At 39.5% G+C, this 24,623-nt stretch carries 27 protein-coding genes; 21 read left to right on the plus strand and 6 right to left on the minus strand.

Annotated elements, in window-relative coordinates:
* Window positions 1-337 precede the first annotated feature (337 nt).
* Window positions 338-988, minus strand: coding sequence for a peptide deformylase (gene def / locus BGO42_RS13425; protein WP_273244897.1), 651 nt, complete (start codon window positions 986-988; stop codon window positions 338-340).
* A gap of 90 nt (window positions 989-1,078) precedes the next feature.
* On the opposite strand from def, the gene BGO42_RS13430 reads away from it, so the two are divergent.
* From BGO42_RS13430 to BGO42_RS13465, 8 genes are all read left to right on the plus strand, one after another.
* Complete coding sequence (locus BGO42_RS13430; protein ID WP_337955182.1) at window positions 1,079-1,882, plus strand: AraC family transcriptional regulator; 804 nt, start codon at window positions 1,079-1,081, stop codon at window positions 1,880-1,882.
* A gap of 76 nt (window positions 1,883-1,958) precedes the next feature.
* Entirely contained in the window at window positions 1,959-2,339 is a 381-nt protein-coding gene (locus BGO42_RS13435) for a VOC family protein (protein WP_177734140.1), read from the plus strand.
* 45 nt (window positions 2,340-2,384) lie between these two features.
* Complete coding sequence (locus BGO42_RS13440; RefSeq protein WP_273244895.1) at window positions 2,385-3,635, plus strand: agmatine deiminase family protein; 1,251 nt, start codon at window positions 2,385-2,387, stop codon at window positions 3,633-3,635.
* Between the two features lie 183 nt (window positions 3,636-3,818).
* A complete protein-coding gene (locus tag BGO42_RS13445) occupies window positions 3,819-4,250 on the plus strand; it encodes a GNAT family N-acetyltransferase (protein WP_273244893.1) in 432 nt (143 codons plus the stop codon).
* The gene (locus tag BGO42_RS13450) at window positions 4,247-4,765 is read left to right on the plus strand and encodes a 5' nucleotidase, NT5C type (protein WP_177734134.1); all 519 of its coding nucleotides are present in this window, start codon (window positions 4,247-4,249) and stop codon (window positions 4,763-4,765) included. Before BGO42_RS13445 ends, BGO42_RS13450 begins: the two co-directional genes overlap by 4 nt.
* Before the next feature lie 97 nt (window positions 4,766-4,862).
* Window positions 4,863-5,621 carry an SDR family NAD(P)-dependent oxidoreductase gene (locus BGO42_RS13455; RefSeq protein ID WP_273244891.1) on the plus strand — a complete coding sequence of 253 codons (759 nt, stop codon included), beginning with the start codon at window positions 4,863-4,865 and terminating at the stop codon, window positions 5,619-5,621.
* Between the two features lie 96 nt (window positions 5,622-5,717).
* A complete protein-coding gene (locus tag BGO42_RS13460; protein ID WP_273244889.1) occupies window positions 5,718-6,245 on the plus strand; it encodes a GNAT family N-acetyltransferase in 528 nt (175 codons plus the stop codon).
* A gap of 22 nt (window positions 6,246-6,267) precedes the next feature.
* Window positions 6,268-7,395, plus strand: coding sequence for a hypothetical protein (locus BGO42_RS13465; RefSeq protein WP_273244887.1), 1,128 nt, complete (start codon window positions 6,268-6,270; stop codon window positions 7,393-7,395).
* Window positions 7,396-7,451: 56 nt separating this feature from the next.
* Here BGO42_RS13465 and glmM read toward each other — a convergent pair whose 3' ends face one another.
* Both glmM and BGO42_RS13475 read right to left on the minus strand, forming a co-directional pair.
* Window positions 7,452-8,840: a phosphoglucosamine mutase gene (gene glmM / locus BGO42_RS13470; RefSeq protein WP_177734126.1), complete on the minus strand. Its 1,389-nt coding sequence runs from the start codon at window positions 8,838-8,840 to the stop codon at window positions 7,452-7,454.
* 87 nt (window positions 8,841-8,927) lie between these two features.
* Window positions 8,928-9,995: an acyltransferase family protein gene (locus BGO42_RS13475; protein WP_273244884.1), complete on the minus strand. Its 1,068-nt coding sequence runs from the start codon at window positions 9,993-9,995 to the stop codon at window positions 8,928-8,930.
* Window positions 9,996-10,049: 54 nt separating this feature from the next.
* Here BGO42_RS13475 and BGO42_RS13480 point away from each other — a divergent pair, with 54 nt between their 5' ends.
* From BGO42_RS13480 to BGO42_RS13530, 11 genes are all read left to right on the plus strand, one after another.
* Window positions 10,050-10,652, plus strand: a complete 603-nt coding sequence (locus BGO42_RS13480) for an acyl carrier protein phosphodiesterase (RefSeq protein WP_273244882.1) — start codon at window positions 10,050-10,052, stop codon at window positions 10,650-10,652.
* Entirely contained in the window at window positions 10,636-11,301 is a 666-nt protein-coding gene (locus tag BGO42_RS13485; RefSeq protein WP_218618717.1) for a DNA alkylation repair protein, read from the plus strand. Before BGO42_RS13480 ends, BGO42_RS13485 begins: the two co-directional genes overlap by 17 nt.
* 83 nt (window positions 11,302-11,384) lie before the next feature.
* Entirely contained in the window at window positions 11,385-13,205 is a 1,821-nt protein-coding gene (locus BGO42_RS13490; protein ID WP_273244880.1) for a chloride channel protein, read from the plus strand.
* Between the two features lie 55 nt (window positions 13,206-13,260).
* Window positions 13,261-14,214, plus strand: coding sequence for a Fic family protein (locus tag BGO42_RS13495; RefSeq protein WP_273244879.1), 954 nt, complete (start codon window positions 13,261-13,263; stop codon window positions 14,212-14,214).
* A gap of 148 nt (window positions 14,215-14,362) precedes the next feature.
* Window positions 14,363-17,197 carry an excinuclease ABC subunit UvrA gene (gene uvrA / locus BGO42_RS13500; protein WP_177734105.1) on the plus strand — a complete coding sequence of 945 codons (2,835 nt, stop codon included), beginning with the start codon at window positions 14,363-14,365 and terminating at the stop codon, window positions 17,195-17,197.
* 116 nt (window positions 17,198-17,313) lie between these two features.
* On the plus strand, window positions 17,314-18,075 hold the full coding sequence (locus tag BGO42_RS13505; protein WP_273244877.1) for a DUF2185 domain-containing protein: 762 nt from the start codon (window positions 17,314-17,316) through the stop codon (window positions 18,073-18,075).
* A 43-nt stretch (window positions 18,076-18,118) separates the two neighbouring features.
* Complete coding sequence (locus BGO42_RS13510; RefSeq protein WP_273244875.1) at window positions 18,119-18,697, plus strand: Crp/Fnr family transcriptional regulator; 579 nt, start codon at window positions 18,119-18,121, stop codon at window positions 18,695-18,697.
* Between the two features lie 143 nt (window positions 18,698-18,840).
* Window positions 18,841-19,680 (plus strand): MBL fold metallo-hydrolase, encoded by an 840-nt coding sequence (locus BGO42_RS13515; RefSeq protein ID WP_273244873.1) that lies wholly within the window; start codon window positions 18,841-18,843, stop codon window positions 19,678-19,680.
* Between the two features lie 23 nt (window positions 19,681-19,703).
* Complete coding sequence (locus BGO42_RS13520) at window positions 19,704-20,123, plus strand: MoaF-related domain-containing protein (protein WP_273244871.1); 420 nt, start codon at window positions 19,704-19,706, stop codon at window positions 20,121-20,123.
* A 68-nt stretch (window positions 20,124-20,191) separates the two neighbouring features.
* The gene (locus BGO42_RS13525) at window positions 20,192-20,581 is read left to right on the plus strand and encodes a nuclear transport factor 2 family protein (protein WP_273244869.1); all 390 of its coding nucleotides are present in this window, start codon (window positions 20,192-20,194) and stop codon (window positions 20,579-20,581) included.
* A 432-nt stretch (window positions 20,582-21,013) separates the two neighbouring features.
* A complete protein-coding gene (locus BGO42_RS13530) occupies window positions 21,014-21,736 on the plus strand; it encodes an LOG family protein (protein WP_394353044.1) in 723 nt (240 codons plus the stop codon).
* Window positions 21,737-21,793: 57 nt separating this feature from the next.
* Here BGO42_RS13530 and BGO42_RS13535 read toward each other — a convergent pair whose 3' ends face one another.
* The 3 genes from BGO42_RS13535 to BGO42_RS13545 form a co-directional block, all read right to left on the minus strand.
* Window positions 21,794-22,111 (minus strand): rhodanese-like domain-containing protein, encoded by a 318-nt coding sequence (locus BGO42_RS13535; RefSeq protein WP_177734094.1) that lies wholly within the window; start codon window positions 22,109-22,111, stop codon window positions 21,794-21,796.
* 70 nt (window positions 22,112-22,181) lie between these two features.
* Entirely contained in the window at window positions 22,182-22,793 is a 612-nt protein-coding gene (locus BGO42_RS13540) for a thioredoxin family protein (RefSeq protein WP_177734092.1), read from the minus strand.
* Window positions 22,794-22,815: 22 nt separating this feature from the next.
* A complete protein-coding gene (locus tag BGO42_RS13545) occupies window positions 22,816-23,382 on the minus strand; it encodes a TlpA family protein disulfide reductase (protein ID WP_273244865.1) in 567 nt (188 codons plus the stop codon).
* A gap of 135 nt (window positions 23,383-23,517) precedes the next feature.
* On the opposite strand from BGO42_RS13545, the gene BGO42_RS13550 reads away from it, so the two are divergent.
* Window positions 23,518-23,979 carry a MarR family winged helix-turn-helix transcriptional regulator gene (locus tag BGO42_RS13550; protein WP_177734088.1) on the plus strand — a complete coding sequence of 154 codons (462 nt, stop codon included), beginning with the start codon at window positions 23,518-23,520 and terminating at the stop codon, window positions 23,977-23,979.
* An 11-nt stretch (window positions 23,980-23,990) separates the two neighbouring features.
* Window positions 23,991-24,623 carry an NAD(P)H-dependent oxidoreductase gene (locus tag BGO42_RS13555; protein ID WP_273244863.1) on the plus strand — a complete coding sequence of 211 codons (633 nt, stop codon included), beginning with the start codon at window positions 23,991-23,993 and terminating at the stop codon, window positions 24,621-24,623.

The following is a 24,623-nucleotide window of genomic DNA, read 5'->3' on the forward strand; positions in this document are numbered from 1 at the left end:
CTATCTTATTAAGGGAAATTGTTATCACTATAAAATTAACAAAATTTTCGTAAAGAAATACTTTACAAAATAAAAATTATCGATAATTTCATCTCAAAGTTAAAAGATATAACAATTGGTTAATTTTATCACGCGGCATTATTATGTCAGTTTTTATTTCTTAAAATGCTTACTGTATATTCAGTCAAACATTTCAAACCCGCAGTTTTTGTAAGGTTAAACCGGTTTGGCTCTATTGTAAAAAAGTCCGCACCGGCGCAGCATTATGCTGGCTGATGCGGACTTTCATAAAACGATGTACAATCAGGTCGTAAGCGACCTCAAACGTCCTGATTGATTATTGTCTTCTGAGTTTGGTTTGCAAGAAAAGCGCTGTTTCGTTATTAATACTGTGAAACTGCACATTATTTTGTTCCAGTAATCGGTCCGTAAACAAAATACCGTTCAGGTGATCTGTTTCATGCTGAAAGATAACTGCCGTAAATCCTTCAATGATTTCTTCCTGAGCCTTTCCTTCCCTGTCAAGGTATTTTAATCGTATTGTATAATTCCGATATACGTCGCCGCTACTGTCCGGAATAGACAGGCAACCTTCGTTTCCTTTGCGCAACAGTTCGGAGCGCCATACAATTTGCGGGTTGATATACACTTCAAACGGTTCATTCTGTTTGTCAAACCGCTGTACCCAGATCACATTTCGATTGATGCCAACCTGCGGTGCTGCAATACCCACACCGCCTTCGGACGGATCGGTAACCGCTTTGAACATTCTCTCAATCAAAAGTGGTAAGTCTTTATCGTTTGGGCTGATATCCCGGGAAACGGTTTTTAGTATTTTTAATTCTGCCGGTTCCGTAATCTGAATCACTCTCAGTTTGCTTTTGGTATTTCCGGAATGGATTATTTCTTTTTCTGTTTTGGTAAAATTTTGTGCTGTGACCGTCATGCTAACTAAAATGAACAACGTTATATGATATATCTTTTTCATTTTCTAAAATTAAGACATTATTTTTACATTCGTTTGGGTAGGGTCCGGCTTTGTTCCGGAATATTCAACGAACAAAAAAACAATATCAATTTGAGCGGCATCCTCACTATAAAAGACTTATACCAACCGATTCAGCCTACCATTACGGATACGGCAGAACAGGTTCGCTATCGGGAATTTCTGCCGGACAGCCGCCTGCAGCACTACATTCATTGCTACTGGCAGCTACAGACAACGGCTGAACTAACCGCGCCATTTCATTACCGGGTGGTAGCCGATGGCTGTATTGATATTTACTTTGAATTACAGAATCCCGAAGAAAGCTATGTTATCGGGTTTAGCAAAACGTATACCGAATTCCCGCTGGATAATACGTTTAATTATATAGGTGTTCGTTTTTACCCGGCCATGTTTCCGCTGCTCTTTAGCATCAATGCCGCTGAACTTGCTAACAGGTATGAACTTTTAGCATTGGTCTTGCCGGATAATGCTACATTTTTAGCACAGCATTTTAATGAAAAGCTGGATCCGCAGGCTATTAAAACGCTGTTGGATCATTATTATTTAAAACATATCAGCACCGCTGCTTTCCAGCCGGACAACCGCTTTTTTAAGGCAATGACCCTTATTCTGGAAAACTCCGGCACACTGGCTGTCGAAAAAGATCTGGATACCGGCATCAGCTCCAGGCAGCTGCGCCGTCTTTTTGAATTTTACATCGGCGATTCGGCTAAAACGTTTTCCAAGGTCGTCCGCTTTCAAAGCATCCTGAAAGAAAAGCCTTCCTTACGGGAGAATCCGTTATTTTTTGATGCAGGTTATTACGATCAGGCGCATTTTATCAAAGAGTTTAAAAATATGTATGGCGCTACTCCCGGAAATGTACTCAAATAAGATTGTCCGTTTTTTACAATCCGGTTCCGGTAACATCCCCGAAATTTGCTACAGATAAACCATTAAAACTACAATTATGAAACTAAATGCCGGTATCGTAACCGAAAAATTAGCCGAAAGCAAAGCCTTTTACACATCCGTCCTGGGGTTTGGAGTAACTTTTGAAAATGATTTTTACCTGTTGCTGCACGCTCCGGACAACAGCAGTGAACTTAGTTTTTTACTTCCCGATCATCCTTCGCAACAGCCTTTATTCCAAAAACCGTTTGCCGGACAGGGTATGTATCTCACCATAGAAGTTGACCATGTTGATGCCGTATATGAAATGATAACAAACAAAGGCATCGCCATTGCCATCGAATTGCGCGACGAACCCTGGGGCGACAGGCATTTTGCAATAGTGGACCCGAACGGTATTGGAATTGACATTGTTACCTATGCTCCGCCTACCAACTAAGCGATATATTCCGTAACTTTATAGGTTCCCTTTAAAGTTTGAAAAATGAAAGTACATGATTTTAAAACGGTTGGTGAATTTGAAGAACAGGAATCGGTTTTAATAATCTGGCCGGTCAATAAATATGCGACACAGTCGAAGGAATTTGATATTGAAGCGGTAAGCCTGGAATTGTTACAGTACTTAATCGACCATGTTGCGGTGATTATTAGTTGTTATGACGATGCGCAGAAAGAGTATGTGATAACTACTTTGGAAAACAACCGGATCGACGTCAGCAAAATCCGTTTTATGATCTTCCCAGCCGAGCTTATTTTTTCAAGGGATTTTGGGGCTGAAATTTTAGTCAACAACCAGGGAGAGCGTGCCGTAGCCGATTTCAATTTTGATACTTACGGTATGTATCCGAACAATCATCCTGTTTCGAAAAAACTGGAGGAATTTGACCGTGTTCACGCGAAATTCGTGGCTGTTGAAAATTTAATATTTACCCGCTTAACCAGCGAAGGCGGAAACCGGGAGTTTAACGGCGACGGAATCCTGATGACCATTGAAGATACCGAAGTAAACAAACGCAACAAAGGCTGGACAAAAGAACAGGTTGAAGCGGAGTTTAAACGGGTTTTCAACCTGTCCCAAATAATCTGGCTGCCGTATGCCACTTATGACGATGAAGATATGTACAGCGGCCCTATTCCTGACGAAAACGGTGATCTTATTGCTTATCGTTCAGGATCGGCAAACGGGCATATCGATGAGATGTGCCGTTTTGTCAACCGCAATACCATCCTTATTGCCGATGTTACAGAAGAAGAAGCCCTGAGTAATCCGATCCATGCTTATAATAAGGAACGTCTGGATATCGCTTATTTACATTTAAAAGGTGAAACAGACAATCACGGCGATCCGTTTACCATTATAAAAATGCCGGTTCCGGAACCCATATATGTAAACATTCAGGAAGGCGATCCTGTTTTTGACGATTATCAGCAGGCACACGACATGCTTCATGGGAAATTGCGCGACGGAAGTCTGTTTCCGAAAGAAAAAATGAAAGTGATGCCGGCTTTGAGTTACTGCAACTTTTTAATTACCAATAATCTGGTTATTGCCCAAAAATATTACCGGGAAGGAATGCCGTATAAGGTAAAGGAAAAAGACGAGGAAGCGTTGCGTATCCTGCAAAGCGTGTTCCCGGAAAGAAAGGTGGTGGCAATGGCTACCATTGCCTTAAATCTATATGGCGGCGGGATCCATTGCTATACCCGGAATGTGCCTAAAGGCCATACGCCTTAACTCTACAGACCGGAAAGTGCGCTTAATATCCAGGAAACAATTTTGACAAAGCCGATAAAAGCTGCATTGCTGCAAAGTCCTGAATGCCTGTATTTCTTTATCAAAAATTATAGTAAAATTAACAGGCGGATCCATTGTTACTCCTTGATAAAAAATTAGCTTTGAGTATAATACTCTTACCTTATGTCGATACGTAAAGCTACCTTAGCCGATAGTGACCGCATCTGCGATTTACTGGCACAAATGGATTATCCCGGTACTGCTGCTTTTCTCAGCGAAAAGATAGCTTTATTACTGAAGCATCCGGATGAAGCATTACTGGTTTATGAAGAAAACAAACAGGTACTGGCTTTTATTTCCATTCATTTTATTCCGCAACTGGCTTTAAAAGGCGATTTCGCAAGAATCAGCTATTTTGCCGTAGACCACGATGCCCGGAGTAAAGGTATCGGAAAGCAGCTGGAAGAATACAGTGTGGCTTTGGCAAAACAGCGCAATTGTGACCGTATCGAACTGCATTCGCATTCCAGAAGAACGGAAGCACATAAATTCTATTACAGACAAGGATATACCGAAGTACCCAAATATTTAGTAAAATCATTACAAGAACTATGAAGCAACGATTATTAGTAGACATGGATGGTGTTTTAGCCGACATATATGCCCAACTTATTCAGTATGAAACTGTCGAAATGGGTATAACCCAGCGTATTGAAAATTTAAATGGCAAACCGGAAGCTACCGTGTTTAAAAATGCCTATGAATACATAAACACTGCCGGTTTTTTCAGAACACTTCCGGTTATGGAAGGCAGTATTAAAGCTTTGGAACTCTTAAATGAAAAATACGATTTGTTTATTGTTTCTGCCGCCATGGAATTTCCAAACAGCCTGGAAGAAAAGTTCTACTGGCTTGAGGAGCACTTCCCGTTCATTACCTGGAAACAAATTGTTTTCTGCGGTTCCAAAACAGCTGTTAAAGGCGACATCATGATTGACGATCATTTTAAAAACCTGGACTATTTTGAAGGCAGGGCTTTACTGTTCTCACAGCCGCACAATAATAACAATCACGACCATCCGCATACCAGGGTTAATAACTGGCAGGAAATACTGCATTTACTAACCTAAAAACTTAAACTGTCACCATTAATACTTAAGCTGTCACCATAACGGAACGGCAGGACTGCTTTAAATTTGCCTTTGTAAAACATTAAAATTCAGAACAATGTCACAAAAAATAGCTTTAGTAACAGGAGGAAGCCGCGGACTTGGTAAAAACATGGTCTTAAGTCTTGCTCAAAAAGGAATCAATATTATTCTGACCTACAACAGTAAAAAAGAGGAAGCTCTTGAAGTCGTGCGACAAGTTGAAGCATACGGTTTAAAAGCGGCTGCCATCCAACTGAATGTAGCGGAAAGTAAAAGCTTTGATGCTTTCTGGCAGGAAACAGCCCAAACGTTACAAACACATTTCAATACCGCTACCCTGGATTATCTGGTTAACAATGCCGGTATTGGTATTCACGCTTCTTTTGCAGAAACTACCGAAGAGCAATTCGACACCTTAATGAACATTCAGTTTAAAGGAACTTTTTTCCTGACGCAGAAGGCTTTGCCAATTCTTGCCGATGGCGGTGGAATCGTTAATATTTCTACCGGATTAGCCCGTTTTTCTTTTCCGGGATATGCTGCTTATGCTTCGATGAAAGGGGCTATAGAGACCTTAACAAAATACCTGGCAAAAGAACTTGGTTCAAGAGGTATCCGTGTTAATGTGGTGGCACCGGGAGCCATTGAAACAGATTTTGGCGGCGGCGCTGTTCGTGACAATTCCGATTTGAACAAACAGATTGCTTCCGTAACGGCTTTAGGCCGTGTGGGACTTCCGGACGATATTGGCAGTGTTGTTGCCTTTTTATGTACCGATGATGCCAAATGGGTCAATGCCCAGCGTATTGAGGTATCCGGCGGGATGATGCTGTAAACAATCGAAAAACAATATATAAAACCCTGGAAAATTCTCAGGGTTTCTTATTTATTTACTATTTTTCAGCTTTTAAACACTAATCATTACTGTTTGATGACCACTGAAAAAATTACCACAGAACGGCTGTTTTTAATTCCTTTTACCCGCAACGTTGCGATGGATGTTCTTGAAGGCAATTGTACCGAATTGCACAATCTCGGTATCCATATTGCCGACGGCTGGCCGGATGACGATGTAATGGAAACCCTGCCGAAAATAATCAACAATCTGCAGTTGTCAGGTTATCCTACCGGATTTGAGTCCTGGATGATTATTAAACAGGACGATATGTGCATCATTGGCGATGTGGGCTTTAAAGGAATACCGAATGCCCAGGGCGAAATAGATATGGGATATGGTATTATCCGGCAGCAGCGCAAAAAAGGATATGCGTTTGAAGCGGCTAAAAACCTGGTAGACCGGGCATTTTCCGATCCAAAAGTGGTGACCATAACCGCCAGAAGTTTAATTAGCAATGCCGATTCTGCAAAAATACTAACGAAAATAAATTTTACGGAATGGTCCCGAAGTCACGACATGATACACTGGATCCTGGACCGGGAACGTTTTTATGCCCTATAATTAACACTGATTGGTTTTTAAAATGAAAAAGATCCTGCTATTTGTTTTTATCGCACTGCATATCGGTTGTTTTTCCCAAAAACAAGAGGAGCCGTCGATCCATCTGACGATATCCCCTGTTATCGACCGTGAAAAAGAAATCAACAAAAAGATCATCACGGCGCTGATCGAATTTCTGGCTACAAAAAATCAATCGTCACAGGAAAATAAATACTGGCTGAAAAGTGATTTTGAAAAATATAAAACACCTTATACAGACCTTGTTAATATCGAAAACAGCAAATTCGGGACGGACTTCTATAAGCCTACACTTATGGAGATCATCGATACAAAAACTGCCGATTGTAAGATCGTAAAAATTGCCTACATCGGTTATAATCCCCAAACAAAGGACAATACGATACGGTGTATTTACAATATTGTGGCCAATCACATCCACAACGACATCCTATTTAGTCATTATCTGGACTATGCCACCCGGGATTATACCCCTGTGACAATTGAAAGTATTCATTATTTTATCTCGCCTTTAAAGAAATTAAACAGTGCTGAGGCCGATCAGCAAAAGCTTGATATTGTAAAAATCTGCAAGTTCTTTAATTGCAGCCCGATTCCGGTCCATTATTACTCCTGCACCAGTCCGCAGGAACTGTTCCGGATAAAAGGTTTTGATTATAATCCGCTGATGTATGTTTCGGAAACCGGCGGTCTGGCAGAATCCAACAATACTGTTTTTTCAGGCAATAACGCCGATTGCTATACGCATGAAATTGTCCATATCTATGTAAACAAACTCTTTCCCAATGCGCCTGCAATATTGAATGAAGGTATTGCAACCTATTTGGGCGGCAGCGGATTGTACAATTATGACTGGCATAAAAACAATCTTAAAAAGTTCCTCCAAAAAGGCAATACGATCGATTTTCAACGTTATATCGATAATCCGTTTGAAAGGTTCTATATTGACAATGAAACTCCCGTTCCTTATATGATCGGGGCTTTAATTTGTGAAAGAGCCTTAAAACGATACGACCGGGAAAAATTGCTGCAATTACTGCAAAACAAAAACAATAGCGACATCCGGGTACTGCTCCGGGAAATCGGAATCACTCCGGAAAATATGAATGCAGTACTGCTTCAGGAACTATAAGTTATTCGTTTCGGAAATTGTATAAAAAAACCCTGAGAAATCTCAGGGTTTTATTTTTATATTCCGGCTATCGCTTTGATCTCGTCAATAATTCTCAGGGCAAGGCTGTCTGCCTGTTCCTGCGTTGGCGCTTCTGTATAAATACGGATAATCGGTTCGGTATTGGATTTTCTCAAGTGTACCCAATCGGTTGCGAAGTCTATTTTGACACCGTCAACAGTTGAAATATTCTCATTTTTATATTTTTCCGTCATTGCTTTTAAGATGGCATCAACATCGATCTGCGGTGTTAATTCAATCTTGTTTTTGCTCATAAAATATTGCGGATATCCGGCTCTCAATTCTGCTACAGTTTTCTCCTGGTTGGCTAAATACGTCAGGAACAAAGCAACACCCACTAAAGCATCACGCCCGTAATGTAATTCCGGATAAATGATTCCGCCGTTACCTTCGCCCCCCAACACGGCATTGTTTTTTTTCATCAGTTCCACTACATTCACTTCACCAACCGCACTCGCTTCGTAGTTTCCGTTGTGTTTGTTTGTGATGTCGCGCAATGCTCTTGAAGAAGACATATTGGAAACGGTATTTCCGGGTGTTTTACTCAATACATAATCGGCTACCGCTACAAGCGTGTATTCTTCTCCAAACATTTCTCCGTCGTTTGAAATAAATGCCAGACGGTCAACATCCGGGTCAACTACGATACCGAAATCTGCTTTTTCTTTAACCACCAATTCGCAGATATCGCCCAAATGTTCTTTTAAAGGCTCCGGATTGTGCGGGAAATGTCCGTTTGGTTCACAGTAAAGTTCTACAACCTCTACACCCATTTGTTCCAATAGCTTCGGAATAATGATTCCACCTGAAGAATTCACACCGTCTACGACAACTTTAAATCCGGCTTTCTTAACGATTTCCGCATCCACTAAAGGTAAGTCCAGCACTTCGTCAATATGGATGTCCATATAGGCATCGTTCTCGGTAATTACACCTAAGCTATCCACATCGGAAAAATCGAAAGCTTCCTGTTCGGCAATTTCTAAAATTTTGGCACCATCGGCTCCGCTTAAAAATTCGCCTTTTTCATTCAATAGTTTTAAGGCATTCCATTGTTTCGGGTTATGCGAAGCTGTCAGGATAATTCCGCCATCCGCTTTTTCCAATGGTACCGCTACTTCAACTGTAGGTGTTGTTGACAGGCCTAAATCGATAACATCAATTCCCAAACCAATTAACGTATTGACAACCAGGTTGTGAATCATCGGACCCGAAATCCGGGCATCACGACCAATTACAACCGTCAGTTTTTCTTTTGTACTGTTTTGTTTCAGAAAAGTCCCGTAAGCCGATGCAAATTTAACCGCATCAACCGGTGTCAGGTTATCACCTACTTTTCCGCCAATAGTTCCTCTAATTCCGGAAATTGATTTTATTAATGTCATATAAATTCAGGGTTTCAATGTTTATTTTTAAAATGTTTACAAATATAAAAAAGTTGTGGCTTGCCACGAGGTTACCGGCTCCGGTTTTTATCGAAAATTCTTTTTTAATCTGAGAAAATACGATTCGTAATAACGATAGGATATGCCGGCAAATAAAATAGTCAGCACAATTACCAGCGTGTTAAAAAGTAAAATCTGTATGGTATCCGGTAATCCCATATTAGAGATAAGCTTGATAAACACCAATCCGACAAGCTGCATTGCTATGGCATGGAACATATAAATGCCATAGGAAATGGTTCCTAAATATTTCATGATGCGGTGCTCCAGGAATGAAAACGGAACCTGACAAATTGCAGACAGAAATACGGCAAACAGTATCATGCTGAACAAGTGATATCCCATTTCTGATAAATTATCGATAAAGATACTGGTGGTAAAATAGGCTGTCATCATCACGAGCAACAGCAGCGCTGCCGCCTTTACTCCTTTTCCGTTCACCTTTTTATCCAGCATTAAAACGGATGCCAGACCGCTTGACGAGAAATAAAAAAAGTACATTTTAAACTGATACAGCTGCGGTAATAGATCCGAAAAGAAAACCGCAAAATAAACAATCGTAAAACCGGCTAAAACCGGCAGTATGTAGTTTCTTTTTACCCATAACATAACCGGTGCAATAAATAAGTAAAACTGTTCTTCTATACCGATAGACCAAAGTATTTCGATGATTCCACCCGGATGATACAAATTGCCGAATACATTGGGCAAAAAGAATACGGAAAGCAATATCCCTTCCAAAAGGTTATAATTGCTTTCAAAATCATAGCCTAACTGCGGCAATAAAAAACGGTAATAAAAGAAGCCTGTAAACAGGATCAGGTAATACAATGGAAAAATCCTTAAAATTCGCTTCATGTAAAATTTCGGAAGTGAAATGGAACCGGTTTCTTTTTTTTCGATATATACCTGCCTGATAATCAAAAATCCGCTTAAAGAAAAGAAAACATATACCGCTTCTTTACCTTTATGAAATATGGATAAAGCGTCAAAAAAAGGAATTTCCTGGTTTCTGCAAAATTGCGGGATATGAAAAAGGACTACAAATAGTGCTAAAAAAAATCGAAGAGCGGTTAAGTTTGGCAATGCCTTCATTAAAAATATCTTTTTCCAAAAGTAATTATTACATTTACATAAACCCGATTACAGATGAATTTTTTAGCGCACATATACTTGTCCGGAAATAACGATTTGATCAAAATTGGCAACTTTATGGCCGATGGTATTCGCGGCAACGAATACAAAAATTTCAACCCGGAGATCCAGAAAGGCATCTTATTGCATCGCGCTATCGATACTTTTACTGATGCCCATCCCGTTTTCAGAAAAAGCAAGCATCGTCTTCATGAAGCTTACGGTCATTATTCGGGCGTGATAATCGATGTTTTTTACGATCATTTTCTCGCTAAGAACTGGCAAGTGTATGCTGATGTTGAACTGGAAAAATATGTTGCGGCTTTTTATAATTCCCTTGAAGTGCATTATGATGAGCTAACGGAAAAAACAAAAGGACTGATGCCTTATATGATTGGCCGGAACTGGCTGGTTAGCTATGCTACCATCGAAGGTATCGGGACTATCCTTTTCCAGATGGACCACCGCACAAAAAACCGTTCCGGTATGCAAAACTCCGTAAAAGAATTACAGGAATTTTATACTGATTTTGAAAAAGAGTTTACGCTTTTCTTTGAAGAATTACGCCATTTTGCCGCCACCAAATTAACACAGATAAACCATGACTTTCATAACTGATTTAGAAAAATCATTTTCCGGGAATGCCGCTGCTGAAATTGCCCTGCCAATGGAAGCGTATATGAAAAACCTTTTTAGCTATTATGGCATAAAAGCTACGTCCAGAAAAGCCATTACCAAAGAAATCTGGAAACAGCACAAGGAAGAAGTAGCCTTAAAAGCACGGGAAATCGGCTGGGAACTATTCAATAAAGATAAAAGGGAACTGCATTATGTTGCTATCGAAATCCTGGAAAAAGAGCTTAAAAACAAGTATCTGAAAGAGGACATTGCGTTAATCGAAAAGGTGATCACAACTAATTCCTGGTGGGATACCGTTGACTTTCTTGCCAAATATTTGCTGGGCAATTATCTTATACAATACCCGGAAGCGATTCCGGCAGTTACTACCGCTTTTTCCGATTCGGAAAACATGTGGCTCAATCGTTCTGCAATTCTTTTCCAATTGGGTTATAAGTCAAAAACTGATGCCGCTTTACTCTTTTCTTTGTGCCGGAAACATGCTGAATCAAAAGAGTTCTTTATACAAAAAGCGATCGGATGGGCATTGCGGGAATATGCCAAAACGAATCCCGAAGCCGTGAAAACATTTGTGGCAGCAACCACACTAAAACCATTAAGCAAAAGGGAAGCACTGAAAAATTTATGAAGTTTTTAAAAACAGAGTTATTCAAAAGGCGTATTTTAGCATTTCAAAGTTTTTATAACAAATTCACCTAAATTTTCTCTAAAATGCCAACTAAAAAAGTTTCTCCTATAACCTTGTTTTTCCGAAAAAACTTCAAGCGTTTAGAAGCCACTTTGTTCTTTTTAAAATCCATCTTAAACAACCGTCAGTTTATTTATTTATCCTGTGTTTTAGTGGGTATTTCATCGGCATTAGCGGTAATTGTTTTAAAGACCTTTTCGCATTCCGTTTTTCGTTTTGCCAATTATATCGACGGAATTTTACATTTACCGTATAGTAACAGTATCCTTCCCATTGCCGGGATTTTACTGACGGCATTTGTTATTAAAAAATTCCTTGACGGCAGTATCGAAAAAGGGACTTCACAAATCATGATTGCTGTGGCAAAAAAGTCGGGAATCATGCCCCGCAAGCAAATGTATGCCCAGATCATTACAAGTTCTCTTACCGTAGGTATGGGTGGTTCGGCAGGACTGGAATCCCCGATTACGATTACCGGAGCGGCTTTTGGTTCCAATTATGCCCAGAAATACCGCCTGAGCTATAAAGACCGGACGTTATTGCTTGCCTGTGGTGTTGCCGCCGGTATTGCTGCGGCTTTTAACGCTCCTATAGCCGGCGTTTTGTTTGCCATCGAGGTGATTTTAGCCGACATGAGTGTGACGGCTTTTATCCCGATCATGATTTCTGCCGCAACGGGTGCTTTGGTGACCAATGTGCTTTTAAAAGAGGATATTCTGCTGTCGTTTCACCAACAGCTTAGCTTTGATTATCACAATATTCCTTACTATATTATCATCGGTATTTTTGCAGGACTCGTTTCGGTTTACCATGCCCGTACGTTCCGGAAAGTGGAACACTTTTTTGACCGGTATAAAAACAAAACCTATAAAAAAGCGATCGTTGGTGCTTCGGCATTGGCAATACTGATCTTCTTTTTCCCGACACTATTCGGGGAAGGGTATGAAAGTATTAAAGCACTTTCCAACGGGAATCCGGAGAAATTACTCGAAAATACCCTCCTGAATCCGTTTAAGGATAACGAATGGGTTTTGATACTTTTTGTTGGTGCAACCATGATGATTAAGGTTTTTGCTACGGGATTAACGCTTGGAAGCGGCGGTAATGGCGGTAATTTTGCGCCTTCCTTATTTGTTGGCTCCTATCTGGGCTTTTTCGTTGCAAAATTGTTTAACCTTATCGGTTTATCCCATAATCTGCCTATCAGCAATTTTACAATTGTTGGTATGGCCGGTGTATTGAGCGGCTTGTTTCATGCGCCGTTAACCGCTATTTTCCTTATTGCGGAAATTACCGGCGGTTATGCCTTAATGGTTCCTTTGCTGATTGTTTCGTCCATTAGCTTTGCGATTACCAAAAAAATGGAAATCCACTCGATGGATATTAAAAATCTTGCCGACAAAGGGCAGGTTTTTACAAGTGATAAAGACAAAAATATTCTTTCCTCTATAGAATTGTCCAAACACATCCGGGATGATTTCCGAACCATCACCGCACATGCCAAACTGGAAGATGTTATCGAACTTCTTTCCACCACCAAACAAACGATCTTCCCGGTCCTGAATGAAAACGAGGAATTGCTTGGTATTGTGGATTTTGATAAAATCAGAAACATTGTCTTCAAACCTTTCCAGATAAAATATACCGCTTTAAGCGATGTTATCCTGAAAACGGAAGCAATCATCTGCTATGATGAAATCATGGAAACCGTAATGGATAAATTTGACAGTAACCATACCGATATACTTTTGGTACTGAAAGACAAAAAATACCTGGGTTATCTCTCCAAAATTGAAGTACTCGAAAGCTACAGAGAAAAACTAAAAGACATGCGGATAGAATAGCTTATTATCGGATAGGGTGTATTTTTTTACCATCCGATTTTTGTATATTTGTGGTATGTGGAAAATTGATGTGACATATAAGCCTGAATTTCAAGCTACTTTCGATAGATTGTATGAAAAAAAAGCAATTCTGAAAAACAGCAGACCATTGCCTGAAATTGCTTTGAAAAAAATCAAGGAAGCCTTATCCATAGAATGGACCTATAACTCCAATAGTATTGAAGGCAATACGCTAAGCCTACGGGAAACACAAATGGTACTTCAGGAAGGAATCACCATTAAGGGAAAATCACTCCGGGAACATTTTGAAGCCAAAAACCACGAGAATGCCATTCATTATCTTTATGACATTGCCAAAAACGATTATACAATCAGCAGTAAAGATATACTGTCACTTCATCAGCTGGTCATGCGCTCCATTGAGGATGAATATGCCGGCCGGTTACGAAATGGTGGTGTCCGCATTTCCGGGGCAAATTTTGTTCCGCCAAATGCAAACAAAGTTTCCGATTTGCTGGAAGAACTGATAACATTTGTGATACAAAATCCGTTAGGTCTCAACGATATTGAGCTGGCGGCTATTTTTCATCATAAATTTGTCTGGATCCATCCTTTTTTTGACGGCAACGGAAGAACAGTGCGCCTGGCAATGAATTTATTACTGATGCGAAAGGGCTTTCCTCCTGCCATCATTCTGAAAAACGACCGGAAAAAATATTATGAAGCACTCAATCAGGCCAATAACGGCAATTATAAAAAGCTGATTTTACTGATGTGCCAGGCTGTGGAAAGAACTTTAAATATTTATATCGGTTCGTTGCCGGACAACGATTATGATTTTCAGGAAATCACAAACCTGGTTCAGGAGCCCGATGTTCCTTATGGGCAGGAATATATCAGCCTGTTAGCCCGTCAGGGAAAAATTGATGCTTATAAGGAAGGCCGTAACTGGTTAACGACCAAAAAAGCTATTGAGGATTATATTGAGAACAGGCAAAGAAAGCGCTGACAGCATAAGCCATCAGCGCTTTTTATAATAACAATATTAAGTCAATCCAGGTAATGCTATTTATTAACTTTTTAAACAAAATTTCTTCTTATTCTCCGTATCAAATTAAATTTCAAAACAGTACCTTTGCGTTTTGCACAACTTTTATATGCTGAACACAGAAGAAACCATTGAAGTATTAGGCGCCAGAGCGCATAATTTAAAGAATATAGATGTTATTATTCCCCGTGAAAAACTGGTGGTTGTTACCGGTCTTTCCGGTTCCGGAAAATCGTCATTGGCTTTCGATACGATCTATGCAGAAGGACAACGCCGTTATATCGAAACTTTTTCAGCCTATGCCCGTCAGTTTTTGGGTGGTCTGGAACGTCCTGATGTGGATAAGATCGACGGTTTATCTCCTGTAATTGCTATCGAGCAAAAAACAACCAGTAAAAGTCCGCGTTCCACGGTAGGGACAATTACGGAAATTTACGATTTTCTTCGTCTGCTTTATGCCCGTGCCGGTGAGGCATACAGTTATAATACCGGCGAAAAAATGGTGAGCTACAGCGATGAGCAGATCAAACAGCTAATTCATGAAAACTTCGAAGGAAAGCGCATCAATATTTTAGCACCGATTATCCGTTCCCGTAAAGGACATTATCGCGAGTTGTTTGAGCAGATCTCCAAACAGGGTTTTGTAAAAGTGCGTGTTGACGGTGAAATCCGCGATCTGGAGTTCGGTATGAAAGTGGACCGCTACAAAACACACGATATTGAAATTGTGATTGACCGTATGGCCATTGAAAATACGGAAGACAATGACAAACGTTTAACCGAAAGCATCAAAACAGCGATGTATCACGGTGAAGACGTCATGATGATCATTGAGCAGGAAAGCCAGGAAGTACGCTATTTCAGCCGAAACTTAATGTGTCCTACTTCCGGTATCTCCTACCCGAATCCAGAGCCAAACAATTTCTCATTCAACTCTCCAAAAGGAGCCTGTGACCATTGTAACGGTTTGGGAACAGTAAATGAGGTAAACCTGAACAAGATTATCCCGAATCCGAAATTATCCATTAAAAACGGTGGTTTTGCCCCTTTAGGTGAGCAAAAAAACTCCTGGATATTCAAACAGCTCGAAGTTATTGGTGAAAAATACGGTTTTAAATTAACCGACCCGATAGAGAAAATTCCGCAGGAAGCCATGGATATGATTTTAAACGGCGGAAACGAAAAGTTCTCCGTTGTTTCCAAAGTGATGGGAATCACCAAAGATTATAAGATTGATTTTGAAGGTATTTCCAATTTTATCAAAAATCAGTTTGACGAAAGCGATTCGGCTTCTATAAAACGCTGGGCAAAGGAATTCATGGATGAGGTTAATTGTCCGGAATGCCAGGGAACCCGACTTAAAAAGGAAGCCCTTTATTTTAAAATCAATGAAAAAAACATTGGAGAGCTTTCTTCAATGGATATAGACGAGTTGAGTGACTGGTTTGAAAACCTGACTCCTCACCTGAACGAAAAACAAAAAGCAATCGCTGTTGAGATTGTCAAAGAAATAAAAGCCCGTCTGAGCTTTTTAGTCGACGTGGGTTTAAATTACCTGTCGCTGAACAGAAGTTCCAAATCGCTTTCCGGCGGTGAGGCACAGCGTATCCGTTTAGCAACACAAATTGGTTCACAGCTTGTCGGTGTCCTGTATATTCTGGATGAGCCGAGTATCGGACTGCACCAAAGGGATAATGAGCGTTTAATCCGTTCGCTGGAGCAATTGCGCGATATCGGAAATTCCGTTATTGTTGTAGAGCACGACAAGGATATGATTGAACGTGCCGATTATGTGATTGATATCGGTCCGAAAGCCGGCCGCTTTGGCGGTGAAATTATCAGCAAAGGCACGCCAAAGGAATTGCTGAAAGAAAAGACACTAACGGCTATGTATATGAATGGCGAAATGGAAATTGCCGTTCCGAAAGTACGCCGTGAAGGTAATGGCAAGGTTTTAAAATTAACCGGAGCAACCGGAAACAATCTTAAAAATGTTTCCATAGAACTGCCATTGGGTAAAATGATCTGCGTGACCGGAGTTTCCGGAAGCGGAAAATCGACCTTGATTAATGAAACGCTCTACCCTATTTTGAATGCGCACTTTTTTAATGCGGTTAAAAAACCACAACCGTATAAAAAAATTGAAGGTTTGGAGCATATTGATAAAGTAATTGATATCGACCAAAGTCCGATCGGGCGTACACCACGTTCGAATCCGGCAACCTATACCGATGTTTTTTCAGAAATCAGAACCCTGTTTACCCAAACACCGGAAGCAATGATCCGCGGTTACAAACCGGGACGTTTCAGCTTTAATGTGTCCGGCGGGCGTTGCGAAACCTGTGAAGGATCGGGTGTGAGAACTATTGAAATGAGTTTCCTTCCGGATGTATATGTGGAATGTGAAACCTGTCAGGGAAAACGTTTTAATCGGGAAACACTTGAAATACGCTATAAAGGAAAATCCATTTCCGATATATTAGCGATGACCGTTGATGAAGCAGTGCCTTTCTTTGAGAACATTCCGAAAATATACCGTAAGATCAAAACCATACAGGATGTTGGTTTGGGATATATCACTTTAGGACAGCAAAGCACAACCCTTTCGGGCGGTGAAGCACAACGTATCAAACTGGCTACGGAATTGTCTAAAAAAGATACCGGGAATACTTTTTATATCCTGGATGAACCCACTACAGGTTTGCATTTTGAAGACATCCGGGTCTTAATGGAAGTTATTAACAAACTGGTCGATAAAGGCAATACTGTGCTTATTATTGAGCATAATATGGACGTTATCAAACTGGCCGATTATATTATTGATATCGGTTATGAAGGCGGAAAAGGCGGTGGACAGCTGATCGCTAAAGGCACTCCGGAAGAAGTCGTTAAAAACAAAAAGAGTTATACCGCTCAGTTCCTTAAAAAGGAATTGCATCTATAACAACCGTACTATATATTTTTAAAGCAGCGCGATACGCTGCTTTTTTTATGGAGTGCTGGCTAAATTTGTACATTTACGTCAATAGGAAATTACATAACCCTAAAAAACGCTCACAAATGAAATTTTTTGAAAAAAGGCAGGAAGAAGAAAACTTTGACAGCTTCCCTCCTATAGGCGGATTAATGGTTTCAAAAATGGTTACCGATCAAAATATAAAACCAAGGTTTATGTACCGGGAAAAAAGAACCCGGCCGGAAGATAGCGGCTGGAGGATTTTTACAGGTTTTGAAACAGACGATTATATAAACGATCCGAATAATACAGGAATATACAATCCTTCCAGTATTCTCAAAGTCGATCCTTCGCTACAATCCATTTTATTAAAAGGTATAGGTGCTGTTTATGAGAGAACAGATGATGATTCGGAATGGTACAGGGTTACCGATTTTGAGTTAGAAGACGATTATCCCGTTATGCACAAACTCACCAATGAATGGACGCTTACAATCAACAACCTGTTTGAGCGCAGTATCGAAGATAACGGCGACCTATTTTATACTACTGGTGACAAATCTGTCCGGCTTGCCATTTGGAATGAAAAGGGAAAAAGTAAAGAGGAAATTTACCATACTCACAAACAGCTTATTGCAAATAGGGATCAAAATTTTGATCAGACACTGGAAACTTTTGAGTTTTCCGACAATCGTGTTTTAAGAACAGGCTATCTGGTTTCCGAAAAAGACGACGAAAAAGAATATGGCGTTGTTTACGGTTTTTCTATAATTGATAATCAGGTTATACAACTTGCCTTGTATTTTGATGAACCTGAAGATATCGATTGGGCATTAGAAACCTGGAAAATGATAGAACCGGAATAATCAATGCTATTTTTCTGTAACTTTATATACAATCTTTCTGTCTATGTACGACCTGCTTAAAAACAACATTAAAAGCCATATTGCAATTTCCGATACGGAACTGGAACAATTATGTAAACCGTTTGACTTAAAAAAGATTCCAAAAAAGGAATTTCTGCTACGCCAGGGTGAGGTCTGCAAGTTTGAAGGATTCGTCAATAAAGGCTGTTTCAGAGTATATCATATTAACAATGAAGGTGTGGAACATGTTCTTTATTTTGCCATTGAAGGCTGGTGGATTACCGATATTGACAGCTTTACCAATGAAAAACCGGCTTCCCTGTTTATTGAAGCACTGGAAGACAGCGAAGTACTCTTAATTTCAAAAAGAGAGAAAGAACTGCTATATGAGCAATTTCCGAAAACGGAAAAACTGTTCCGGATCATGACACAGAAAACACATGTGGCATTACAACGCAGAATGATCAGCAACCTGAGTAAAACCGCCGATGAACGTTATCTGGATTTTATAGAAAAATACCCGCACTTAGCCCAACGATTATCTAACTTGCAAATAGCCGCCTATTTAGGGATCTCGCATGAGTTCCTCAGTAAAATCCGAAAGAAGATTTCAAAATTATAATACTGTATTTTCATTTATTGAACTTGTTCAATTTTTTGGTTATAGGATGAATGTAGCTTTGTATTGTAATTTTTAAGGACCAATACATGAACTCAAAACACCTCTTTACATTCTTATTTTTAATAACCAATATTTTCAATATTATGGAAACACAAGCACAAAGCGTTAAAACTATTGACGCCAAAACGTTACAATTTAAAGTGTACAATGCCTCCGAAAATAGTTTTGGAGTAGCCTCTGTAATTATAAGCGGTAAAACCGATGCGGTTTTAATTGATGCTCAATTCACACTTGCCGATGCAGAAATCGTTGCCAAAGAGATAAAAGCCAGTGGCAAAAAACTAACCACTATTTATGTTAGCCACGGCGATCCGGACTTTTATTTCGGATTGGAAGTTTTCAAAAAATACTTCCCGGAAGTAACCGTTTATGCCACACCGCTTACTGTTGAGCATATCCAAAAAACAGCGCAGAAAAAACTGGATGTCTGGGGTGAACGATTGGGAGCGGCTTTAACTTCAAATATAGTACTGCCACAGGTTTTAAAAGGTAACAGCATTACCCTGGAAGGCCACCAACTGGAAATATACGGATTGGAAGCATTTCCGGAACGTACTTTTGTCTGGATTCCTTCTGTTAAAGCCGTTGTGGGCGGAATCAATGTGTTTGGAAACACTTTTCACCTATGGACAGCTGATTCACAAACCAAAGAAGCCCGTGCCAACTGGATCTCCATTCTGGAAAAAATAGAAGCCCTTCATCCGGCAATTGTGATTCCTGCCCATGCAAAAAACGGAGCGGCTTTTTCGGTAGCCTCTGTAGAATATGACATTGCCTATTTAAAAACCTATGAAGCAGAAGTTGCCCAAACAAAATCATCGGAAGAACTGATTAATGCCATGAAAAAACACTATCCTGAGGCTACTTTTGACATTGCCCTTCAAATTGGTGCCAAAGTGAACAAAGGCGAAATGAAATGGTAATCCTGAATTTTAAAGCTGATCGTATGAAAAAACTAATTCTGTTTATATGCCCTACACTGCTGCTTTGCTCCTGTACTAAAAAGGCAGAACCTGTAACAACAGTCATTCCAACGGCAGATTATACATTGATCGGTCATAAAGGAAAAATTACCTTCCCGGAAATGACTGCCGAAGTATACTATGAAAACGATTCGATACTGCATTGGAAAACGACCGATACGGCCGGGAAAACAGCCGAAGGCGATGAAAAAATGCATTATCAGAAATTAACCGACAACCTTCACTTCCTGAACTGGATTGAAAAAGACGGTTTTACGGTTAGCCAGCTTATTGATACACAAAACGGAACCGTAAAGGCATTCTGGTCATTCCATGATCCGAAAAGTGACAAAGCCGGACGTTCTTCCCTTTTCGTGGACGGAAAATTTGAATTTATTAAGTAATGTTATTCCCTTTTAAAACCGGTCTGATACTTCTTTTGCTGACGGCCGGTTGCCAAAATCACAATACGATGACAAATCTCGAAATAATAAAAAGCACCTATGAAGGCGGAAGTTCGGAACAAAACGGAAAAAATACGGCCTTAGCCTTGGCTCCGGATGCCCGATGGACAGAAGCGGCCGGTTTTCCCTATGCCGGAACCTATATCGGTTTTGAAGCCGTCAAAAAAAATGTGTTCGACAGGCTTGCATCCGAATGGATCGACTACAAGCTAACCATTGAGGATTATATTGCCGATGGTGACCGGGTTGCCGCTTACGGTACCTATTCCGGAGTGAATAAAAAAACCGGAAAACCTTTTACGGCACGGGTAACACACATCTGGAAACTCCACAATAAAAAGGTTATTGCATTCGAACAATTTGTCGACAGCAAGTCGGTAACCGATGCAATGGAATAATACCAGTCCCATATAAAGCTCCTCAAAAACCGGAAAAACTGTTATAAAACATTTAACAGTTTTTCCGGTTTTTACCGTTTTACACGAAAAACACAATCGTTTCCTAACCGGTTTGAATACCGCCTCAAACAACTACATACCAATCCGTTACCAAAACAAAATCCTTTTTTTACAATTTATAGTAAAAAAAACAAGCTCCAAATTTGTTTACATTCCAAAAAGATAATAGTTTTAGCATATTATTCCTGAAAGCTGTTAAAAGTTTTAAGAAATAGAACACCAACAACACTTCTACTTACAGTAACTGACACATCCAATAAATAGTGGTATTATTTATTCAAATGGTTATACCAGCTGAACCGCTATCGGATTGCCATTTTAGCACACTATAGAAACGATTATATAATTTTTTAAAAGATAAAAGAGAACATGATGAAAGATCAATTTGAAAATGAAGACGACAGAATACAGGATAAATTCAAGCAAAAAACCTGGAACGAAATAAGAACCAATGACTCTTGGGCAATCTTTAAAATTATGTCCGAGTTTGTAAACGGATACGAAGCAATGGGCCGTATGGGACCTTGTGTATCTATTTTTGGTTCTGCCCGAACAAAGCCGGAAGACAAATATTATCTATTAGCGGAACGTATCGCCTATAAAATCAGTAAAGCCGGATATGGCGTTATTACCGGTGGTGGTCCCGGAATTATGGAAGCCGGAAATAAAGGTGCTCATTTTGGCGGCGGAACTTCTGTGGGTTTAAACATTGAACTGCCTTTTGAACAACATTTCAACCCGTATATTGACAGAGATAAGAACTTACAGTTTGATTATTTCTTTGTGCGTAAAGTTATGTTTGTGAAATACTCACAGGGATTTGTAGTAATGCCGGGAGGTTTTGGAACCTTGGACGAACTGTTTGAAGCAATCACGCTTATCCAGACCAAAAAGATCGGAAAATTCCCGATTATCCTGGTTGGTAAAGATTTCTGGTCCGGTTTATTCGAATGGATTAAAAATGTAATTGTTGAAAAACATGCCAATGCCAATCCGGCCGATTTGGATCTTATCAAGATTGTGGACAACGAAGATGAGGTACTTGATGTATTGGACAACTTCTACAAGAAATATAACCTGAGCCCTAATTTTTAATCAGCGGCTGCAGCATAAAAAAAGGGACTTTAATATAAAGTCCCTTTTTTGTTTTTGTTATTCTTCCGGCATGACTACCGGTCCGGCCCAGTCCATAATACCGCCAATAAGGTTATACGTATTGGTAAAACCCAATTGCTGCATTAAACTGCAGGCCTGGCTGCTACGTCCGCCCGAGCGGCAGTAGATATAATAGTTTTTGGATTTGTCCAATTCATCAACCTGATAAATAAAGCCTTGTCCTTTGTAAATATCGATGTTAACAGCTCCGGGAATAATTCCCTGATTCCATTCATCTACGGTGCGAACGTCCAGGATAACTGCATTTTCATCCTGTTGTGCTTCAGACCACCATTTTTCTTGTGTAATGTCCATATAGTTTGTTCGAGGTTTAAAGTTCAAATGTATTGAAAAAACATTTAACATTAAATCATCAAAGCTATTATTACGCTTTTATTGAACATCCGATCGCTTTGGTCTCTTTTACCGCTACTTCTTTGTTTTTTAGTAACGCATCCACAGCATTTTCAACATATTTTACTTTTACTGCTTTTTCATCACCATAATTATCATCAATTGCTCCGATGTATTTTACCTGATTTCCGGCTTTTGTTTTTTGTAAAATATAAACATGAGGTGTTTTGGTAGCGCCATACTGCGGATAGATCTTTTGTCCTTCATCCAATAAATACGGGAAGGTGAAGTTTTTCTCTTTGGCTCTCACCTGCATTAATTCGAAACTGTCGTCTTTTTGTTTTGCAGGGTTGTTCGGATTGATGGCAATTACCGGATATCCCAGTTTTTTGTATTTTTTGTCCAGAGCAACAATCCGGTCTTCATAGGCCTGTGCATAAGGACAATGATTACACGTAAACACTACGATAAAACCTTTTGCAGCCGAAAAGTCTTTTAACGATACTTTCTTGTTGTCTACATTTTTCAGGCTGAAATCGGTAGCGATATCCCCTACTTTATAGCCTTCAGCCGGCTTTATTAATGTAAATGCACTCATAACTCCGATGACAAGTGCTAATCCTAAAAATTTAATTGCTTTCATATAAATGTATAAATCTGGTTAATTAATTCATGATGGATTGTAATTCTTTCTGTAAAGCTTCATAAGTAAACGATTGTTCAAAAAACTTACGTTTATCCCCTTTATAAATCACTGTTGCCGGAATTGCTCCGGACCAGGCGGTATCAACTTTGGAAATCCAGGCATTCGCATCCGGATCGTTTAAGTACACGATTTCCGATTGCATATTCTTTTTTTTGATAAAAGGCAAAAGGTTGCTTTCCACTTTTTGCGGCATGTCAAGGCTTACCAGCAGTACTTTTACTTTTTTATCTTTATAATCGGCATTCAGCTTTTCAAAATGCGGCAGTTCTGCTACACAGGGTACACACCAAGTTGCCCAAAAGTTAACCACATAGGTAGTATCGTTATCTTTTTTTAATAAAGGCTCCAGTCCGTTAAAGTCAAACGATTTTACTTTAACCCCGTCTTTTTCATATATTTTTAATGGTTTTGGCGTAGCTGCTGCTGTTTCTGTGACTGCTTTTTCTTCTGTTTTGACTTCTGTTTTGACTTCTTTTTTACAGGAAATAAAACTGAAAACAGCCAGCATAATGATTGTTTTTTTCATTTAGAATATTGGTTTAGGTCACTAAAATTAAGCATTATAACAGCCTTCGAAATAAATTTAACAAAAAATTAAACAAACATTTGTATATACAATTAAAAACATTACTACATTTGTACCAACAAATTTAATAACGCAATGAAAATCGAAGACATCATCAAATCTACAAAAGCTTTATCACTGGGCAAAAGAACAGTGCTGAATATTTTGTACACTCAAAACTTGGTTTCAGAGAAATTCGCTGAGGTATTAAAACCTTATGAATTATCAAGTGAACAATATAATGTATTGCGAATTTTGAGAGGTCAGAAGGCCAAACCAACCAATATGTGTGTAATACAGGAACGCATGCTTGCGAAAACCAGTAACACCACCCGTCTTGTTGACAAACTATTACTGAAAGACCTGGTTACCCGCGAAGTTTGTCCGGATAACCGACGAAAAATGGAAGTGACCATTACGCCAAAAGGAATGGATTTATTAGAAGAACTGGATCCGAAAGTGGAACAGCATGAAGCTGCTTTTTCAGAGAATCTCACAACAGACGAATTGGAACAATTAAATGATTTATTAGAAAAATACAGAACCGTTAATTTTTGAAACATACTTATATGAGTAATTTAATAGACACGCTGAAATGGCGTTATGCAACAAAGAAATTTGATGCTGCAAAAAAAATTTCTAACGAAGATTTAGAAACAATCAAAGAAGCGATCCGCCTGAGTGCTTCGTCTTATGGTTTACAGCCATACAAAATATTTATCGTTGAAGATCTGGAATTAAGAGCCAAAATACAACCGGCTGCCTGGGGACAATCACAAATTGTTGACGCTTCTCATTTAGTAGTATTTGCAAACATTACTAATTTTGGTACCGAGCAAATCGACGCTTTTATGGATAATATCGTAGCGACAAGAAACATTCCTATGGAAAGCATCCAGGGTTATGGTGATTTTATGAAAACCACCCTTACCGCTTTATCAGAAGAAGCCAGAAATATCTGGACTTCAAAACAAACTTACCTTGCTTTAGGCAACCTTTTAACTGCTGCTGCTTCTTTAAAAATTGATGCAACGCCAATGGAAGGTTTTGAGCCGGCAAAAGTGAACGAAATTCTTGGACTAACCGAAAAAGGATTAAACGCTTCCCTTATTGCAACTTTAGGATACCGTCATGAAGAAGATGCTACACAGCATTATGCAAAAGTGAGAAAATCAAACGAAGAATTATTTATCAATTTATAA

Source organism: Flavobacterium sp. 40-81 (genome assembly GCF_001898245.1).
GTDB classification, from domain to species: domain Bacteria; phylum Bacteroidota; class Bacteroidia; order Flavobacteriales; family Flavobacteriaceae; genus Flavobacterium; species Flavobacterium inviolabile.

Excerpts from the sequence above, each read along its gene's own strand:
- def (WP_273244897.1), bottom strand. The coding sequence starts at position 988 with ATGAAAAAGATATATCATATAACGTTGTTCATTTTAGTTAGCATGACG.
- BGO42_RS13435 (WP_177734140.1), top strand. The coding sequence starts at position 1,959 with ATGAAACTAAATGCCGGTATCGTAACCGAAAAATTAGCCGAAAGCAAA.
- BGO42_RS13440 (WP_273244895.1), top strand. The coding sequence starts at position 2,385 with ATGAAAGTACATGATTTTAAAACGGTTGGTGAATTTGAAGAACAGGAA.
- BGO42_RS13445 (WP_273244893.1), top strand. The coding sequence starts at position 3,819 with ATGTCGATACGTAAAGCTACCTTAGCCGATAGTGACCGCATCTGCGAT.
- BGO42_RS13450 (WP_177734134.1), top strand. The coding sequence starts at position 4,247 with ATGAAGCAACGATTATTAGTAGACATGGATGGTGTTTTAGCCGACATA.
- BGO42_RS13455 (WP_273244891.1), top strand. The coding sequence starts at position 4,863 with ATGTCACAAAAAATAGCTTTAGTAACAGGAGGAAGCCGCGGACTTGGT.
- BGO42_RS13460 (WP_273244889.1), top strand. The coding sequence starts at position 5,718 with ATGACCACTGAAAAAATTACCACAGAACGGCTGTTTTTAATTCCTTTT.
- BGO42_RS13465 (WP_273244887.1), top strand. The coding sequence starts at position 6,268 with ATGAAAAAGATCCTGCTATTTGTTTTTATCGCACTGCATATCGGTTGT.
- glmM (WP_177734126.1), bottom strand. The coding sequence starts at position 8,840 with ATGACATTAATAAAATCAATTTCCGGAATTAGAGGAACTATTGGCGGA.
- BGO42_RS13475 (WP_273244884.1), bottom strand. The coding sequence starts at position 9,995 with ATGAAGGCATTGCCAAACTTAACCGCTCTTCGATTTTTTTTAGCACTA.
- BGO42_RS13480 (WP_273244882.1), top strand. The coding sequence starts at position 10,050 with ATGAATTTTTTAGCGCACATATACTTGTCCGGAAATAACGATTTGATC.
- BGO42_RS13485 (WP_218618717.1), top strand. The coding sequence starts at position 10,636 with ATGACTTTCATAACTGATTTAGAAAAATCATTTTCCGGGAATGCCGCT.
- BGO42_RS13490 (WP_273244880.1), top strand. The coding sequence starts at position 11,385 with ATGCCAACTAAAAAAGTTTCTCCTATAACCTTGTTTTTCCGAAAAAAC.
- BGO42_RS13495 (WP_273244879.1), top strand. The coding sequence starts at position 13,261 with ATGTGGAAAATTGATGTGACATATAAGCCTGAATTTCAAGCTACTTTC.
- uvrA (WP_177734105.1), top strand. The coding sequence starts at position 14,363 with ATGCTGAACACAGAAGAAACCATTGAAGTATTAGGCGCCAGAGCGCAT.
- BGO42_RS13505 (WP_273244877.1), top strand. The coding sequence starts at position 17,314 with ATGAAATTTTTTGAAAAAAGGCAGGAAGAAGAAAACTTTGACAGCTTC.
- BGO42_RS13510 (WP_273244875.1), top strand. The coding sequence starts at position 18,119 with ATGTACGACCTGCTTAAAAACAACATTAAAAGCCATATTGCAATTTCC.
- BGO42_RS13515 (WP_273244873.1), top strand. The coding sequence starts at position 18,841 with ATGGAAACACAAGCACAAAGCGTTAAAACTATTGACGCCAAAACGTTA.
- BGO42_RS13520 (WP_273244871.1), top strand. The coding sequence starts at position 19,704 with ATGAAAAAACTAATTCTGTTTATATGCCCTACACTGCTGCTTTGCTCC.
- BGO42_RS13525 (WP_273244869.1), top strand. The coding sequence starts at position 20,192 with ATGACAAATCTCGAAATAATAAAAAGCACCTATGAAGGCGGAAGTTCG.
- BGO42_RS13530 (WP_394353044.1), top strand. The coding sequence starts at position 21,014 with ATGAAAGATCAATTTGAAAATGAAGACGACAGAATACAGGATAAATTC.
- BGO42_RS13535 (WP_177734094.1), bottom strand. The coding sequence starts at position 22,111 with ATGGACATTACACAAGAAAAATGGTGGTCTGAAGCACAACAGGATGAA.
- BGO42_RS13540 (WP_177734092.1), bottom strand. The coding sequence starts at position 22,793 with ATGAAAGCAATTAAATTTTTAGGATTAGCACTTGTCATCGGAGTTATG.
- BGO42_RS13545 (WP_273244865.1), bottom strand. The coding sequence starts at position 23,382 with ATGAAAAAAACAATCATTATGCTGGCTGTTTTCAGTTTTATTTCCTGT.
- BGO42_RS13550 (WP_177734088.1), top strand. The coding sequence starts at position 23,518 with ATGAAAATCGAAGACATCATCAAATCTACAAAAGCTTTATCACTGGGC.
- BGO42_RS13555 (WP_273244863.1), top strand. The coding sequence starts at position 23,991 with ATGAGTAATTTAATAGACACGCTGAAATGGCGTTATGCAACAAAGAAA.